The sequence below is a fragment of the Pseudorhodoplanes sp. genome, from assembly GCF_035565855.1.
Taxonomy (GTDB): domain Bacteria; phylum Pseudomonadota; class Alphaproteobacteria; order Rhizobiales; family Xanthobacteraceae; genus Pseudorhodoplanes.
Map to the genome: position 1 here is coordinate 1 of NZ_DATMRX010000271.1, position 16,455 is coordinate 16,455.

A 16,455-nucleotide genomic window follows, 5' to 3' on the forward strand; every position below is an offset into this window, starting at 1 on the left:
CAATCCGGGCGTCGTTGCCGCCCGGGCCTGCATCGCGCCGACCGCTTCCTGCAAGGCCTGGGGTCCGCGGCCCGCACGATCCTCCACCATCATGCGGAAACCGCCGGCATTGCCGATGCCCTGCACCGGCGGCGGCTGCACCACGATCATCAAGGCTTCCTGGATCGCGGCATATTTGCCGAACAAGGCGCGCTGGATGGCGCCGGCGGACTGGGCCGGATCTTTCGCACGCTTGTCGAACGAATCGAGGATCAGGAAGATCGCGCCGGCATTCGGCGCGTTGGTGAATGTCGCACCTGAGAAGCCGACGATGTTGATGGCGTTGAGAACGCCGGGCGTCGCGAGCGCCATTTCGGTCGCCCGCTTCATTACCTTGTCGGTCCGCTCGAGCGCGGCGCCTGGCGGCAATTGCGCGACCACGATGAGGTAGCCGCGATCCTGCTGCGGGATGAAGCCTTGCGGAGCCTTGCGGAATTCATTCAGACCGACGCCGATGATCACGGCATAGATCACGAGCATGAGCGCGGACAGTCGCACCGTCCGGCCGGCAATCCAGCCGTAACGCGACGACAGCCAGTTGAATCCGCCATTGAAGATGCGGAAGAAAATGCTGAACGGCTTCTGCCACCAGCGCTCACGATGCTGTTTGGCATGCGGCTTGAGCAACAGCGCGCACATCGCCGGCGACAGCGTCAGCGACACGATCAGGGAGATCGCGGTTGCGCTCGCAATGGTCAGCGCGAATTGCCGGTAGAATTGCCCGGATATGCCCGTGATGAACGCTGCGGGGATGAACACGGCGCATAGAACGAGCGCGATCGCGACCAGCGCTCCGCCGACCTCGTCCATCGATTTGACCGCGGCGTCGCGTGGCGACAGACCGCGCTCGATATTGCGTTCGACATTCTCGACCACGACGATGGCGTCATCGACCACGATGCCGATCGCGAGCACGAGGCCGAACAAGGACAGGTTGTTGAGGGAGAAGCCGAACACGCTCATCATGAAGAACGTGCCGATGAGCGAGATCGGGATCGCGACGATGGGGATCACCGCGGCCCGCCACGTCTGCAGGAACAGCACGATCACCAGAATGACGAGGATGACGGCCTCGAAAATCGTCTCGATCACCGCATCGACCGACTGCTGGATGAACTGCGTCGGGTCGTAGATGATCGTGTATTCCATCCCTTCCGGGAACGATTTGGCGAGCTCCGCGGTGGTCGCTCGGATCAATTTGCCGGTCGCGAGCGCATTCGAGCCGGGCCGCTGGAACACCGCAAGCGCAACCGAGGGACTGCGACCGAGATAGGAGGACGAGGAATAATCCTGTCCCGTCAGCTCGACCCGCGCGACGTCCTTGATCCGCACTACGGCGGTTGGCGTCTGCTTGATGACGATGTTGGAAAATTCCGCGGGATCGGACAATCGCCCGAGCGTGCGCACGGCGACCTGAAAGGCGAGCTGATTTTCAACCGGCGGCTGGTTGAGCACGCCGGAGGCGACCTGGATGTTCTGCCCCTGCAGCGCGGCAGTCACGTCCTGCGCCGTCAGGTTCAGCGACTGCAGGCGGTTCGGATCAAGCCAGATCTGCATCGCGAAATCGCGGGCGCCGAACACCGTGATGGAGCCCACGCCATCCAGCCGTGTCAGCACGTCCTTGACGTAGAGATTGGCGTAATTGGTCAGATAGACCGGGTCGCGCGACTGGTTCGGCGAGAACAGGTTCACCACCATCAGGATGTCGGGCGAACTCTTCTCCACCTTGACGCCGATCTGCTGCACGGCCTGCGGAAGGCGCGGCGTCGCCGTCGCAACGCGGTTCTGGACCTGGACCTGCGCGATGTCGAGATTGACGCCGAGGTCGAAGGTTACCGAAATCGAGAACCGGCCGTCGGCCGTCGAATTCGACGAGATATACAGCATGCCCTCGACGCCGTTGACCTGCTGCTCGATCGGAGCGGCCACCGTGTCGGCGACAACTTCGGCGCTGGCGCCGGGATATTGACCGGTAATGTTGATCACCGGCGGCGCGATCTCGGGATATTGCGCGATCGGGAGCCGCAGGAAGGCAACGCCGCCAAGGATGATAAAAACAGTCGAGAGAACCGCCGCAAAAATCGGGCGGTCAATGAAGAAATGCGAGATCTTCATGCCTCAACCTATTTCCGGGCCGTCGTGCCGGCCGAAGCCGGGCCTGGAGCAACCTGCGGCGTCACCTTGATGCCTGGCCGCGCGCGCATCAGGCCTTCCACGATGACCCTGTCGGTCGCTTCGAGGCCGCTCTTGATGACCCGTTCGCCTTCAGCGAGCTGACCTAGCTCGACATATTTCTGCACGACGGTGTTATCCGGCCGTACGACATAGACGAACTTGCGCGCCTGCTCGCTGCCGATGGCGGTGTCCGGCACCAGCAACGCGGTGTAGGGAGCTGAGCCAGGCACCTGCACCCGAGCGAACATGCCCGGCGTGAACAGACCCTGCGCATTGGCAAACACCGCTCGCCCGCGAATGGTGCCTGTCGAGCGATCAATCACGTTGTCGACGAAATCCATGCGGCCGACATGGACGAAGTCTTTCTCATCAATCAAACGCAGGCGGACCACACTCGAGCCGCCGCGGGCAGCCAGATCGTCCCTGCTGGTGTTGACGTTGCCCTTGGCCGCGAGCCGCTCGTAGCGCAGGTACGACGCCTCGTCGAAGGTGAATTCGAACCGGATCGGATCCGTCGACACGATGGTCGCGAGCAGCGTGGTGTTGCCGGTCGTACCGCCGGTGACCAGATTTCCGATCGAGACCCGGCGATCGCCGATGCGCCCGCTCACCGGGGCGCGGAGGTCGGTAAATTCGAGATCGAGCTGCGCCTGCCGCACGGCGGCTTCCTGCGCGGCGACGTTGGCCTCGGCCACGCGCTTGACCTGCGTGCGCTGGTCGAAGGTCTGCTGCGTGATGGTCTTGTCCCGGACGAGCTGCGACGCGCGATCAAGGTCTCCCTGCGCGAAGGCGAGTTCGGCCCGGGCGCGCTCCAGTTGCGCCTTGGCCTGGTCGAGCGCGGTTTGAAACGGCCGCTTGTCGATGGTGAAGAGGAGATCGCCCTCCTTGACCACCTGGCCGTCCTTGAAATGGATCTTGTCCAAATAGCCGGAGACGCGAGCGCGAATCTCGACGGCGTCGACGGCGACAAAACGGCCGACATATTCGTCGTGGTCGGTGATGGTGCGCTCGTTCGGGGTGGCGACGGTCACCGCGGGCGGCGGCGGGGCGGCCTGCTGCTGTTGCGGCTGCTGCTGACCACAGCCCGCAACCAAGGCACACACCACAAGAACGAGGGCGCTGCCCGAAACCCGATACTTTTGTCTAATCATACAAGGCTCGAACGAGAGCGGCAGTCCCCGAGCCGCACATAGGAATACTTGGTTTAAACGTCAAACATGCCGATGGCACGCCTCTTATCGAGGCAGGGACGTTTTCGTTAAGTGTCACAGGCGGTTAGCCGCCGCAATCCGTCAACTTGATTTAGGGATAACGGGCGCAGGCTTCACCTCGCCGCGGAAAGCGCGAAACCAGTTGCGTCCGAGCAACAGCAGGATGAGCGCTCCATAGACCAGCCCGCTTATCGCCATAAGTGTGGCGAGCGCGGCCTCGTCCCGAAAGGCCGGCAGATCGCGATAAAGCGCCCCGACGAGCCGCTGCGACAGAAACAGCACAATTCCGAAGACGCACCCGCTCGCGGTCAAGAGAATGATCGAGCGCCGCAATCGCGCATCCATTTCGGCGATGCCGGCCCGCGATGCGAACCAGACGACCAGCCCGAGATTGACCCAGGCGCCGATCGCGGTCGCGAGAGCCAGGCCCACCTGCGCCAGCGGCCCCATGAGCGCGATCTTGACCATGATGTTGATCGCAACTGAAATCAGCGACGCCTTGACCGGGGTCGCGGTATCGCCGCGGGCAAAGAATGGCGCCGTGGCGCTTCGGATCAGGACATACGGGATCAGGCCGATCGCGTAGGCCGCGAGTGTCGCACCGGCGGCAAGCGCATCATCGGCTGTGAATTTACCGCGCAGGAACAGCGCGCGCATGATCAGATCGGGAATGAGCAGGAATGCGACGAGACAGGGGATCGTCAGAAGCAGCGTCAACTCGACGGCGCGGTTCTGCGCATGGCGCGCACCGGCATCGTCACCGGCGGCAAGCCGGCGCGACATCTCCGGCAACAACACGGTCCCTATCGCAATGCCGATGACGCCAATGGGCAACTGATTGATGCGATCGGCGTAATAGAGCGCTGAAATGGCGCCCGCGGCAAGGAAGCTCGCGATAATGGTATCGGCAAACATCGCAAGCTGCACACCCGCAGAGCCAACCGTCGCCGGACCCAGCGCACGGAAGAATTTCCGCACGTTCTCATCGAGGCGCGGCCAACTGAACGAGGCCAGCACCTGCGCGCGGCCGGCATCGCCCATCACCAGCAGCAGTTCGAGAATACCGGCGATGAACACGCCCCACGCCGCGGCATGGCCGGCGGTCGGAAAGAACGCGGCAAGCGCAAGCGTCGCCATCATCGAGAGATTGAGGAGAATGGGTGCGGCAGCCGGCGTCGCGAAATGATGGATCGAGTTCAGGATGCCGCCATAGAGCGTCACCAGCGACACGAGGAGGAGATACGGAAACGTGATGCGCGTCAGTTCGGTCGCGAGCGCAAAACGTTTCGGATCGTCCGCAAAGCCCGGCGCCAGGAGATCGATGACCCCCGGCGTGAAGGCGAGCGCAATGGCCAGCAAAACAAGCTGAACCAGCACCATCATCGTGAAGACGCGATTGGCAAACAGCTTGGCGGGATCCGGTCCGTCCTGCGTGCGGATTCGCGCATAGGCTGGAACGAAGGCGGCGTTGAATGCACCTTCGGCAAAGATCGCGCGAAAATGGTTCGGAAGGCGCAAGGCGACGAAAAAGGCGTCCGCGATCGGCCCTGCGCCAAGGATCGCAGCCAGCATGATGTCGCGCGCGAATCCCGTCACACGTGACAGGAGCGTAAATCCGCCGACTGTGAAAATGCGCCCGATCAAGCCGATCGCCCCGCAAAGTCCGGACCTGCCGACGTCACGACAAGCCTCTGCAAGCGCTACGGGGACGCTGCCGCCCGGTCAAGGGCAACGGTTCGCGTTGACCCGCCTGATTACCGCAATGCGCGGCGTACCGCTTCGATGATGCGATCCTGCGTCACCTCATCGAGATAGGCATGCATCGGCAGGCTGATCACCTCCTCCGCCAGCCTGTCGCTGACCGGCAGACCGGCTTCGGCGACCGGAAAATGGCGATAGGCTGTCTGCCTGTGCAGCGGCTTGGCGTAGTAGATCGCCGTCGGGATTCCCTCAGCCGCGAGCGCGCGCGCGAGCCCATCCCGCTTCCCGGGCGCGAGTCGGATCGTGTACTGCGCCCAGACAGACTCGTATCCTTCCGGCACCACGGGCACCGTCGCGACGTCCTGCAAGCCTTCGGAATAGCGCTTCGCCACCTTGTTGCGGGTTTCGATCTCGTCGCGGAAGATCTTGAGCTTTTCGATCAGCACCGCGGCCTGGATGGTGTCGAGCCGCGCGGTCAAACCGAGCCGCACATTGTCGTAGCGGTCGGTGCCGCTACCGTGAACGCGTACGCTTTTCAGCACCGCCAGAAGTTCGTCGTCGTCGGTCAACACCGCGCCGCCGTCCCCGTAGCAGCCGAGCGGCTTGGCCGGAAAAAAGCTGGTCGCCGTTGCATCCGCAAGGGTGCCAACGGTCCGCCCCTTGTAGACGCCGCCGAAGCCCTGGGCGGCATCGTCGAGCACGAACAGATTCTCGTTCTTCGTGACTTCGGCGATCGCATCGTGGTCCGCAGGCAGTCCGAACAGGTCGACCGGAATGATGGCCTTCGGCTTCAGGCCTTTCGCCTTGGCTGTCGCGATCGCGGATTTCAGGCTGGCGACGTCGATGTTGAAGGTGTCCGCGTGGACATCGACGAAGACCGGCGTCGCGCCGATCAGCGCCGCGCTTTCCGCCGTCGCACAAAATGTGAAGGTCGGACAGAACACCGCGTCGCCCGGCCCGATGCCCTTTGCCATCAGGATCATGATCAGCGCATCGGTACCGCTCGAGCAGGACAGCGCGTGCTTGGCGCCGCAGAAGGCGGCGAGTTCGCTTTCGAACTTCGCCACTTCCGGCCCCATCAGGAACTGGCAATGGTCGAGGACCCGTGCGGTCGCCTCATCGATCGACTTGCCCAGCCGCCGCCGCTGCGCGGCGACGTCGATGAACGGAATAGGCTTAACGTCGACGCGGGCGTGCTGATTCATGTGAAGTCGATTGGCTCGTGAGTTCTAGAGGAAAGAGCGTCAGCCCGCGGCGCGGCGGGGCGTGGTCCGTTGCGCCGACACCTTGGCGGGCTGGCGGTTCTCAAGGCAACGCATCGCAACGTCAAGGCTTTCCACGCCTTCCTCGCCGGTGACCGGAGGCGCCTTGTTGTCGCGCACAGCATTGACGAAAGCCTGCAATTCGGCGCGGAGCGGCTCAGCATGACCGACAGAGAGGTGGCGCATCGAATAGCTGCCGTCCGGCTGGAAGCCGAAGCACTCGGTGACCTGTCGTGTCAGCAAATCGCCGATCAGGTATTTCCGGCGCGTCGCGACGTGAACGGTACGCGCCTTGAACGGCGTCAGCCAGTTGGTGTTGATGTGCGCCAGCACACCGGACGCGGTACGGAACTGCAGGAGCGCAATGTCCTCACGCTCAGCAATGGCGCTCGACAATTGCGGCTGGACCTCGACGATTTCCGAATCGGTGAACCAGCGGATCAGATCGATATCGTGCACGGCAAGATCGATCACAACGCCGACATTGGACATGCGTGGCGGGAACGGGCCGACGCGGGTGATGCCGATGGAGAGGATATCCTCATCGCGAATCGCATCCTTGATCGCCTGAACCGCGGGATTGAAGCGCTCGACATGGCCGACCATCAGCTTGACGCCGTGCCGCTTGGCGGCCGCGATCATGGCGCGCCCCTCATCGACATTGGAGGCAATCGGCTTCTCGATCAGGACGTGAATGCCGCGCTCGATGCATTTCAGCGCAAGCTCGTGGTGCAGATGGGTCGGCGCCGCGATGGTCACGGCGTCCAGTCCCGGTCCGAGCAGATCGTCGATGCTTTCGACCGCGGGCACGCCCAAAATGCGCGTGACCAGCTCGCGTTGCTGGGAATTGGGGTCAGCGACGCCAACCAGGGTCACATCCGGCAATCCGGAAAAGACCCGGGCATGATTCGCCCCCATTATGCCCACGCCGATGACACCGACGCGAAGCGGCCCGCTTTCGCCGCTTGCCACTGCACGCACCATTTCAGACCCACCCCCCGAAGTGGTTCCCATATCGCCCCTGCCTACCATGCTCGCCGCAATTGCGGCGGGATTTCATCAACCGCTCCAAACACCTTTTGAGTCAGAGCGTTACGAGCCTTTAGCCCGAGACCCGGCGCACAAGGAAGGGCGCGAGTGGCCTTTGCCGCCACTTTGGGCAATCGAAAAATTATTCGGCGGCCGCCCGGCCCCCGAGGTCGAGACGCAACCCGGCCGCGATGGCATCCTCGCGGAAGGCCTGTACCGCACCCACGGAGAGTTCCTCCGGGGTTTTCGTACCGAGCGCCGGCAATTTCTTCAGCACGTCCGCCGGCGCGGTGATGATATGGCAGCCCATGCGGTCGGCCTCGATGACGTTATAGACCTCACGCGTCGATGCCCAGATGATCTCGACATTGTCGGTTTCGCGCGCCTGGGCGATCGCGTCGCGCATCAGCGGCGCGTAGTCGATCCCGAAATCCGCGAGCCGCCCCGCAAAGACCGATACGCAGGCCGGCGCCCCACCCCGCAAGGCGTTCATCGCCTTGCCGACCTGATCGGCGGTGAAGATCGCGGTCAGGTTGATCTTCACCCCGTCGCTGGAGAGGGCACGCACCGCCTCGAAAAGCGGCTCCTTCCGCGTCGTTGTCACCGGCAGCTTGACGTAGACATTCTTCCCCCATGACGCGATGACACGCCCCTGCGCAACCATCTCTGGAATATCGTCGGAAAACACCTCGAACGAGATGTGCCGATCGGGCACGGCGGCAACAAGATCGCGCGCATAGGCCTCGTAGTCGACGACTCCGGCTTTCTTGAGCAGCGACGGATTCGTCGTAAATCCGGCGATCCAGCGGTTTTTAGCCATCTCGACGATCTGCGCCTTTTCAGCGCCGTCGGTGAAAAGCTTGACCTTCAGGTCGTCCAGTTTGATGGCCATGACGCACTCCGTGCTGCCGGGGGGCCGCCGGAGCCGAGCAGCGTCGGCGGCGCACCATGCATAGCTCCCCGCGTCGCGATAGGCAAAGGGAGCAATGGCAGGTTCCGGGTGGAGGTTCCCAGAGTCCTCGGGTCCGCTCAGGAGCGCCGGTAATCGTCCTGGATTCGTACGATGTCGTCTTCGCCGAGATAGCTGCCGGTCTGCACTTCGATCAATTCCAGATCGATCATGCCGGGATTTTCCAGCCGATGGGGGGTGCCCATTGGAATATAGATCGACTGATTTTCGTGCAGCGTCTTGACCTCGTCTCCGATCGTGACGGTCGCAGTACCGCGCACAACGATCCAGTGCTCGGCGCGATGATGATGATATTGCAGGGACAGGCGCCCGCCCTTCTTCACCACGATCCGCTTCACCTGGTAGCGCTGACCGCTATCCAGCGATTGATAATTACCCCACGGCCGATGCACGCGGATGTGATCGACAGTCACGGCCGGCGCGACCTCTTTGAGCCGGGTGACGAGACGCTTCATCTCCGCCGTGTTCTTGCGATCTGCAATCAGCACGGCATCTTCACTCGCGACGACGACCACGTCTTCGACGCCGAACAGCGCTACCAGCGGCTTCTCGGAGGACACGAACGAATTTCGCGTATCGACGAAGACAGCGCGGCCTTGCACAGCGTTGCCTTGCGCGTCATGCGGCGACAATTCCCACACCGCGTGCCAGGAGCCGATGTCCGACCAGCCATAGGACACCGGAATGACAGCCGCGCGCTTGGTTTTTTCCATCACCGCATAGTCGATGGAAATCGCCTTGGCGCGGGAGAAATGACTTGCGTCGATGGTCACGAAACCGATGTCGCTGCCCGCAGCCTCGATCGCATCGCTTGTCGCGGACACGCTTTGCGACTCGAACGACGCATACTCACTAAGGAGGTCGCGCGCCCGGAAAATGAAATTGCCTGAATTCCAGAGATAGCCTTCCGCAATGTAGCGCTTTGCGGTTTCCGCATCGGGCTTTTCGACGAACTGCTGGACTTCGAATACACCGCGACCAATCTCGTTTCCCGGACGGATATATCCGTAGTCGATTGCGGGGCGGTCCGGCTTGACGCCGAAGGTGACGATCCGTCCGTCAAGCGCAGCCGACGCAGCCTCACGGCAGGCAGCCACAAAGGCAGCGCTGTCCGCCACCTGATGATCGGCGGCCAGCGCCATCATGATCGGATCACCATCGCGCTTTTCCCCGAACACGGCGCCCGCCGCGATGGCCGGCCCGGAATCGCGGCGGATCGGTTCGAGCAGGATGTCGGCCACGATGCCGATCTCATCCAGCTGTTCCTTAACGATGAACCGGTATTCCGCGTTCGTGATGACAATCGGCCGCCCGAAGATCGAAGCGTCCGACACGCGCAGCATGGTTTCCTGAAATGTCGAGCGCGGCCCCAACAAGGGAAGAAATTGTTTGGGACGTCCTTCCCGCGATGCGGGCCACAGCCGTGTGCCGGCTCCCCCGCACATCACGAGAGGGACTACGCTCAGTTTCGCCACCTGATTCATGAGGACCGTCGAAGGTTAGGATTTCTTGAAGGCTACAGCCGCCATCTTAAGTTCCTGTGTACGTACGATACCAGTCCACGAAACGTTGAATCCCGGTATCGACCGGTGTCGACGGCCGAAATCCGACATCCCGCATCAGGTCGTCCACATCGGCGTAGGTTTCTGGCACGTCGCCCGGCTGGATCGGCAACAACTCCCGGATCGCCGGCTTGCCAATGCAGGCCTCCAGTCTATCGACGATGTGAAGCAATTCGGCCGGCTGGTTATTTCCGATATTGTAAATCCGAAACGGCGCAGAGCTCGTCGCCGGATTCGGAGCATCGCCCGACCAAAGCGGGTCCGGCGCCGCAGGCTTGTCGACCAGGCGAACCACGGCCTCCACGACATCGTCGATATACGTGAAGTCCCGCCGCATATTGCCGTAATTGAACAGCGAGATCGGCTTACCGGCGAGGATCGCTTCGGCGAAGATCCACATCGCCATGTCCGGTCGCCCCCACGGTCCGTAGACCGTGAAGAAGCGCAGCCCGGTCGCCGGAATTCGGAACAGATGCGCGTAGGAATGCGCCATCAGTTCGTTGGCCTTCTTGCTCATCGCATAAATGCTGATCGGATGATCGACATTGTCCGACGTGCGAAACGGCAGCTTCGTATTGGCGCCGTAGACCGAGGACGAGGAGGCAAACAGCAAATGCTTGCATTGCGAATGGCGGCATCCCTCAAGAATATTGATCGTACCCTGGATATTGGCATCGATATACGCTTGCGGGTTGATCAGCGAGTATCGGACCCCGGCCTGCGCCGCGAGATGGATGACCTTCTGAAACCGGAATTTGCGAAACAGTTCGGCGGTCGCGTCGCGATCGGCGAGATCGCCGCGGACAAATGAAAATCCCTTGCTTTCGGACAGCAGCGCGAGGCGCGCCTCCTTCAACGCGGGATCGTAATAGGGATTAAGATTGTCGATCCCGACAACAGGGCGCCCAAGCGCGAGCAGACGCTTGGCCACGTGAAAGCCGATGAAGCCGGCCGCCCCGGTGACCAGTATCGGATCGTCGGTCATAGCCGCCACAATTCGATTCCGGCGGGCTTTGCCTTGCGGTCCAAAGCCGATTTCACGTCGAGAACCATCCCGTCCGCATCCCGCAGCATCTTCGTGATCATCGGCCAGCCGCCGCGCAAGTATTCCTCATGCGAGACCGCAAAGACCACGGCATCCGCGGGGCGCAGGTCATCGAAAGCTTTCAGTTCAATCCCGTATTCGTGTTTTGCTTCGGACGGCAAGGCAAGCGGGTCATGCACCTGCACGCTGACGCCCGAATTCTCCAGCTCGCGGACAATGTCGACGACCTTGGAGTTGCGCGTGTCGGGCACGTTTTCCTTGAAGGTGATGCCAAGCACGGTCACGATCGCGTCCGTGCGCCGACGCCGAAACAGACCACGGATACAGGCAAGCGCGACACGCTGCCCGACATTGTCGTTGATCCTGCGCCCGGCCAGGATCACCTCGGGATGATAGCCTGCCCGTTCGGCGCGATAGGTGAGGTAATAGGGATCGACGCCGATGCAGTGACCACCCACGAGACCCGGAAAGAATTTCTGGAAATTCCATTTCGTGCCGGCTGCGGCCAGCACATCCCCGGTATCGATCCCGAGCCGATGACAGATCGCCGACAATTCGTTCATGAAGGCGATGTTGAGATCGCGCTGGGTATTCTCGATCACCTTGGCCGCCTCCGCGACCTTGATCGAGGGCGCACGGTGAATCCCCGCTGTCACCACAGATCCGTAAACCTGCGCGACGATCTCGAGGGTGGCGTCATCCTGACCGGCGACCACTTTGGTGATCGTTTCGAAGCGATGCTGCCGGTCGCCGGGATTGATGCGCTCGGGTGAATAGCCGACCGTGAAGTCTCGTCCGCAGACGAGACCGGAGACCCGCTCCAGCACCGGGACGCAATCTTCCTCGATGCAGCCGGGATAGACGGTGGATTCGTAAACGACGATCGCACCCTTTCGCATGGCGCGTCCGACCGTGTCCGATGCGCCGAGAAGCGGCCGCAGATCGGGACGATTGGCGCTGTCGATGGGCGTTGGGACAGTGACGATGAAAAAATCGGCCTCCGCCAGCACAGACGGATCGGCTGTGAAAATCAGGCCGTCATGGTGCAGGTCGGACGGTTCGATTTCCCGCGTGCGATCGGTCCCGCCCCTCAATTCCTCGATCCGGCCATGATCGATGTCGAATCCGATCACCCGTACACCGGACCGCGCGAATGCGACCGCGACCGGCAGACCGACGTAACCGAGGCCGATAACGGCAATCTTTCGTTGATGTGACATCGATGTCCTATGCTGAAGCCGGCGGGGTCTTAGCTGGCTCTGGCCGGGAGGGGCAATAGGCCGCCATCGATCTTCAGCAGGCGGTCGTAGAGCTCCACGGTGGCAACCCCGATTTGCCGGCTGGAGAATCGATCCTCGGCGAGCGCGCGACCCGCCGCTCCGAACCGGGCCCGCAAGGCAGGCTCCCGCGCAAGGACCGTCAGGGCTCCAGCGAGCGGCCCCGGATCGTCGGCCGGAACCAGGAACGCATTCACGTCGTGCTGCGCGATTTCCCGGCAGCCGGGAACGTCGCTGGCGACGATCGGACGGCCGCAGGCTGCGGCCTCCAGAAGGCTGAGCGGCAGCCCCTCCCGGCGCGAGGGCAGCACGGCGACATGCGCCCGCGCCCAGACCGTCCGGATGTCATCGACCTGGCCGAGAACCTCGACCATCGGCCGGCGGCCCCACGCGGCGATCTCACCCTGCGGTATCGAGGCCGGATTGGCCGGATCGGGTTCGCCGGCGATCAGCAGCCGCACGGTCTCGCCATTGTCCGTCATCATCTGGTGCGCCGCGATCAGCGGGCGGATGCCCTTGTCGTCCAGCAAGCGTCCAACGAAGGCGACGTTGACCTCGCCTTCAGGCTCTGGCAGCGGCACGAAGTTATCGACATCCACACCGGAGCCCGGAATGAGGGCGACATGCGCCGACGGCACGCCCATGCCAATGAGCCCGTCCCTGTCGTCCGGATTTTGCACAAGCGCCATCGCTGCCGGATTTCGCATCAGGAGGCGCAGCAGCAAAGAGAGGAACGGTCGCAACAGCCGAGCCTTCATTCTCCGCGACGTGAAGGCGAAGCCGAGGCCCGTCATCGCATTCACCCGCGCGAGCGGCAAACCCAGCGCCGCGAGACTGCCCACGACCGACGCCTGCAGGCCGACATGATGCGCAAGGTCCGGCTTGACGCGCTGATAAAGCGCTCGCACCTGCCGGACCATGGAAACGAGGTGCAGCGGATTGGTGCTGCCGCGCTGCCAGTCGAGGCGATGGAGGGTAAACCCGAGCGCCTCGATCTCGGCTCCGCCCTTGTCCACGCGTGTGGCGACATGCACGCGATAGCCCGCGCGCTGCGCGGCGCGCGCCATCGGCAACCGGTGGGAGAGGAAGTACCAATCCTCCGTGACCAGATAAATGATGGATCGCCCCTGGCGGCCGACAGCGCTTCCCGGGTCGCTCTTGGTACCGGCCTCTGACACGATCAGCCCGCGCTCCCGCGTTTGATATGAGGCCGCATCAGCTGCCGGCGCCTTCCGCCTTCGTTGCGGGAATCATGAAGCGCCAGCCGCGCCATTGCAGCGGTTCGGCCTGGACTAATGGCGCGATCTGATCGGCATAGCGTTGCACGATCTCAACGGCGCGCTGCTCTTCGTCAGTCGCTTGCGACTCCAAGGCCGCTCCAATGATGAAGTCGAAGCTGCCGTCGGCGCGGCGCAGCGTGAAGGTCGGAAGCAACGCCGCCCCCCACCGCCTTGCAAGCGTGATCGTTCCCGTCGCCAATTCAAGGCGGCCGCCAAAGAACGGCGCGCTCGCGCGTCGCCTCCCTCTGTTGCCCGTCTTGATGGAAACAGCGCCGCCCGCGGCGAGATGTTCTTTCAGCACCTGCATCGCGCCGGAGATGTTTTCTTCGCCGCTGACCCGCGCACCGAGATAGGCGCACTCGACGGACGTACGCACCGGATTCAAAACGCGAATACCAAAGCGCGTGTCCGACAACCCATGCACAGGCCGGGTATAATGGTAGACGTCAAGGTCAAGCCGATGCAGCGCGATCTTGGCGATCAGATCGTTGAAGGCAAAGGAACTGCCCCAGAACAGGAGGCCCCGTCCCGCCTCACGCGCGGCCTCAATGTTGCCCGCACCGTGAATCCGGATCAGCGGCTCCCAGCCTCCGGGGCGGTGCGACCGCAGATACTCGAACCGCTCCTCCACCTGGCCGGCCAGCACGCCGCGTTCGATGTCGATGGCCGGTGGCAGACCGCCCTGGCCCTGCACCATGGGGTCGAGCCGCGCGACGCGGTCCCGGGTCCGTTGCGGATGCAGGGCGGCGTCCAGAGCGCCCCAGCGGGCGGCGATCGCGGGCCAGAGGCGCGGCGGCGTCAGCCAGGCCAGCGTTCCCTGCACGACGAACAGCCGCCAGAGCTCCCAAATATCCCGTCCCTTCACCGCGACGGGCGCCCGCCATGTCTTGCCATCCCGCAGGTCGCAATCGATCGTGATGCCGTTCCGGCGGGGACGCACCGGCGACACAATTGGGTCCGGCCCAGCGGCTGGCACGAGGCTGGCGCGATCTGGCCGGCTCAACATGTGATCACTCCGCACGCCCCAAACCGGCCCGAAATCGATGCAAGTCCTGTCCGCGAGGCGCGATGGCTGCAAGGAGATCGGTTGCGCAGGGGATGGTCCGGGAATATCACATCCCCATCCTTCCGCAAACGGACGTCCGGCCACGATGGTAGGCGCAAGTCGTTTCGGTTAGCAGGGCTCGCATGAGCGACAATTGGCTGATCATCCCAATCGAAACCAAGATCCGCGAGCTTTACGGAAAGTCGCTCCTGGCGGCGTGTGCTGCCGAAGCCGGCATGCAGGTCATATTGGGCGACCAGCGCGTCATTTCGCATTCGCTGCACCAGCTGCCGCGGGGGCTTTACGTCGACAAGAGCATATCGCGCACCAAGATCGGACATTTTCGCCGCCTTCGCCGGATGGGCTCCTCGGTTGTCGCCTGGTGTGAGGAGGGACTCGCCTATCGCGACAAGTCGGCCTACCAGTTCGAGCGCGTCGACCCGCAGTCGATGGCCGAGGTGGATGCCTTCTTTGCGTGGGGAGAATCGCAGAGCCAGGATGTGCTGGAGAAACTGCCGGAAGCCACCGGAAAGATGCACGTTTTCGGAAACCCACGCTTCGACTTCCTGAATGCATCGATGCGCAGCGTCTTCGATGACGATGTGCGAAAGATCACATCGACCTATGGTCGCTATGTCCTCGTGAACACGAACTTCTCGCGCTACAACCGCTTCCGCGGTCGCGACGACGTGGTGGATGTGTTGCGCGCGCGCGGCATTCTCAGCAGTGACGAGCAAAAACCCTATTATCAGAGCGTGGTCGAGCATCTGGGCGAAGTCTTCGGATACTTCGCGGAGGCGGTGCCCCAGCTTGCCGCGCGTTTCCCGGACACCACATTCGTGGTGCGGCCCCACCCGTCCGAAAATCACGATCGCTGGCGGAGCGAGCTAGCCGGACATCGCAACGTCGTCGTCAACGCCGAAGGCAATGCCATTCCCTGGATGCTCGGCGCGCAGGCGGTCATTCACAATGCCTGCACCACCGGCGTGGAGTCGTTCCTGCTCGACCGTCCGACGATCGCCTATGTGCCGGTCGTGCACGAGACCTTCAACCGGCTGAACTATCTGCCGAACGCGATCAGCCGCATCGCGCGCGATCTCGACGCCTTGACCGAGGCGGTCCGTTGCGCGCTGGCGCAGGACCGTCCGTTTGACGAAGCCGCCGCCGAGAAGCGGAAGCTGGTTTCCGAATATGTCGCCAACGCATCCGGCGAGAGCGCAGCGGAACGGATCGTCGGCATTCTCGCCACGCTGAACGGGCAGCCGAAACCAAGCCTATGGCGCGAGAAAAGCGCGCGGATGCTGTCGCTCGCCCGTTTCAACGCCGCGCGCGCCCGCCGGGCGCTGCGGCCGAACGAAGCGATGCGCGCCTATCTCGACCAGAAATTTCCAAGCCTGACGCTGGGCGAACTCCAGGACGTGATGCAGAAAATCGCCAGGGCGCGCGGACGCGGCCCGGCGCCGCAGGTCACGAGCTATGCGGGCCTCGCATCCTGCTTCCTGGTGCGACCGGCAAGCCGTGCAGAGACGAGCGCCGGCATTCCGGAATTGTCGTCAGCGGTATAAGCGCGAACGCCGTCAGTTCAGCTTGGCAACGGCGGCCTGCACGTCGTTCGTATTGACGCGATGCAGCTGGCGGCGATCCTGGGTCCCGTCATTCCAGTTGCCAAGCAGCGTAAAGCCCAGCCGGAAACCGTAATCGTCGAACAGCCGCTCAAGGGCTTCCGGTGCCGGAATCGCGTCCTTGCGGCCGTAAGGATACGACACCCAGGGCGGCTTGATGCCGGACGCATCCGTCAGAAAATCGTAATTCGTTCTGATTTCGGAAAACAGCTCATCGCCCAGCCGCGAGAATGGCTC

The 16,455-nt window shown here is 63.0% G+C and carries 13 protein-coding genes; 1 reads left to right on the top strand and 12 read right to left on the bottom strand.

Going from position 1 to position 16,455, the window contains the following annotated elements; translation table 11 throughout:
- The 11 genes from VN004_RS15545 to VN004_RS15595 form a co-directional block, all read right to left on the bottom strand.
- On the bottom strand, positions 1–2,154 hold a 2,154-nt coding region (locus VN004_RS15545; RefSeq protein WP_325611808.1), incomplete at its 3' end, for an efflux RND transporter permease subunit.
- 8 nt (positions 2,155–2,162) lie between these two features.
- Positions 2,163–3,365 (bottom strand): efflux RND transporter periplasmic adaptor subunit, encoded by a 1,203-nt coding sequence (locus tag VN004_RS15550; protein ID WP_325611810.1) that lies wholly within the window; start codon positions 3,363–3,365, stop codon positions 2,163–2,165.
- A gap of 141 nt (positions 3,366–3,506) precedes the next feature.
- Positions 3,507–5,069, bottom strand: a complete 1,563-nt coding sequence (gene murJ / locus VN004_RS15555; protein WP_325611811.1) for a murein biosynthesis integral membrane protein MurJ — start codon at positions 5,067–5,069, stop codon at positions 3,507–3,509.
- A 110-nt stretch (positions 5,070–5,179) separates the two neighbouring features.
- A complete protein-coding gene (locus VN004_RS15560; RefSeq protein WP_325611812.1) occupies positions 5,180–6,331 on the bottom strand; it encodes a DegT/DnrJ/EryC1/StrS family aminotransferase in 1,152 nt (383 codons plus the stop codon).
- Positions 6,332–6,370: 39 nt separating this feature from the next.
- A complete protein-coding gene (locus VN004_RS15565) occupies positions 6,371–7,372 on the bottom strand; it encodes a Gfo/Idh/MocA family oxidoreductase (RefSeq protein ID WP_325611815.1) in 1,002 nt (333 codons plus the stop codon).
- A 187-nt stretch (positions 7,373–7,559) separates the two neighbouring features.
- Entirely contained in the window at positions 7,560–8,309 is a 750-nt protein-coding gene (locus tag VN004_RS15570; protein ID WP_325611816.1) for a transaldolase family protein, read from the bottom strand.
- Between the two features lie 137 nt (positions 8,310–8,446).
- The gene (locus tag VN004_RS15575) at positions 8,447–9,871 is read right to left on the bottom strand and encodes a mannose-1-phosphate guanylyltransferase/mannose-6-phosphate isomerase (protein ID WP_325611818.1); all 1,425 of its coding nucleotides are present in this window, start codon (positions 9,869–9,871) and stop codon (positions 8,447–8,449) included.
- Between the two features lie 46 nt (positions 9,872–9,917).
- Positions 9,918–10,934, bottom strand: a complete 1,017-nt coding sequence (locus tag VN004_RS15580) for an NAD-dependent epimerase (protein WP_325611822.1) — start codon at positions 10,932–10,934, stop codon at positions 9,918–9,920.
- Positions 10,931–12,214: a nucleotide sugar dehydrogenase gene (locus tag VN004_RS15585; protein ID WP_325611827.1), complete on the bottom strand. Its 1,284-nt coding sequence runs from the start codon at positions 12,212–12,214 to the stop codon at positions 10,931–10,933. Before VN004_RS15585 ends, VN004_RS15580 begins: the two co-directional genes overlap by 4 nt.
- Before the next feature lie 29 nt (positions 12,215–12,243).
- Positions 12,244–13,449 (bottom strand): glycosyltransferase family 4 protein, encoded by a 1,206-nt coding sequence (locus VN004_RS15590; RefSeq protein ID WP_325611830.1) that lies wholly within the window; start codon positions 13,447–13,449, stop codon positions 12,244–12,246.
- Between the two features lie 37 nt (positions 13,450–13,486).
- Positions 13,487–14,500, bottom strand: a complete 1,014-nt coding sequence (locus VN004_RS15595; protein WP_325611832.1) for a hypothetical protein — start codon at positions 14,498–14,500, stop codon at positions 13,487–13,489.
- Positions 14,501–14,739: 239 nt separating this feature from the next.
- On the opposite strand from VN004_RS15595, the gene VN004_RS15600 reads away from it, so the two are divergent.
- A complete protein-coding gene (locus VN004_RS15600; RefSeq protein WP_325611834.1) occupies positions 14,740–16,161 on the top strand; it encodes a surface carbohydrate biosynthesis protein in 1,422 nt (473 codons plus the stop codon).
- Between the two features lie 12 nt (positions 16,162–16,173).
- Here the strand turns inward: VN004_RS15600 and VN004_RS15605 are convergent.
- Positions 16,174–16,455, bottom strand: a 282-nt coding sequence (locus VN004_RS15605) for a hypothetical protein (protein WP_325611836.1), incomplete at its 5' end; no start/stop codon positions are given.

Bases quoted from the DNA above. Each gene is read 5' to 3' on its own strand.
- VN004_RS15565 (WP_325611815.1), bottom strand. From the start codon at position 7,372: ATGGTGCGTGCAGTGGCAAGCGGCGAAAGCGGGCCGCTTCGCGTCGGT.
- VN004_RS15585 (WP_325611827.1), bottom strand. From the start codon at position 12,214: ATGTCACATCAACGAAAGATTGCCGTTATCGGCCTCGGTTACGTCGGT.
- VN004_RS15550 (WP_325611810.1), bottom strand. From the start codon at position 3,365: ATGATTAGACAAAAGTATCGGGTTTCGGGCAGCGCCCTCGTTCTTGTG.
- VN004_RS15560 (WP_325611812.1), bottom strand. From the start codon at position 6,331: ATGAATCAGCACGCCCGCGTCGACGTTAAGCCTATTCCGTTCATCGAC.
- VN004_RS15575 (WP_325611818.1), bottom strand. From the start codon at position 9,871: ATGAATCAGGTGGCGAAACTGAGCGTAGTCCCTCTCGTGATGTGCGGG.
- VN004_RS15570 (WP_325611816.1), bottom strand. From the start codon at position 8,309: ATGGCCATCAAACTGGACGACCTGAAGGTCAAGCTTTTCACCGACGGC.
- VN004_RS15600 (WP_325611834.1), top strand. From the start codon at position 14,740: ATGAGCGACAATTGGCTGATCATCCCAATCGAAACCAAGATCCGCGAG.
- VN004_RS15580 (WP_325611822.1), bottom strand. From the start codon at position 10,934: ATGACCGACGATCCGATACTGGTCACCGGGGCGGCCGGCTTCATCGGC.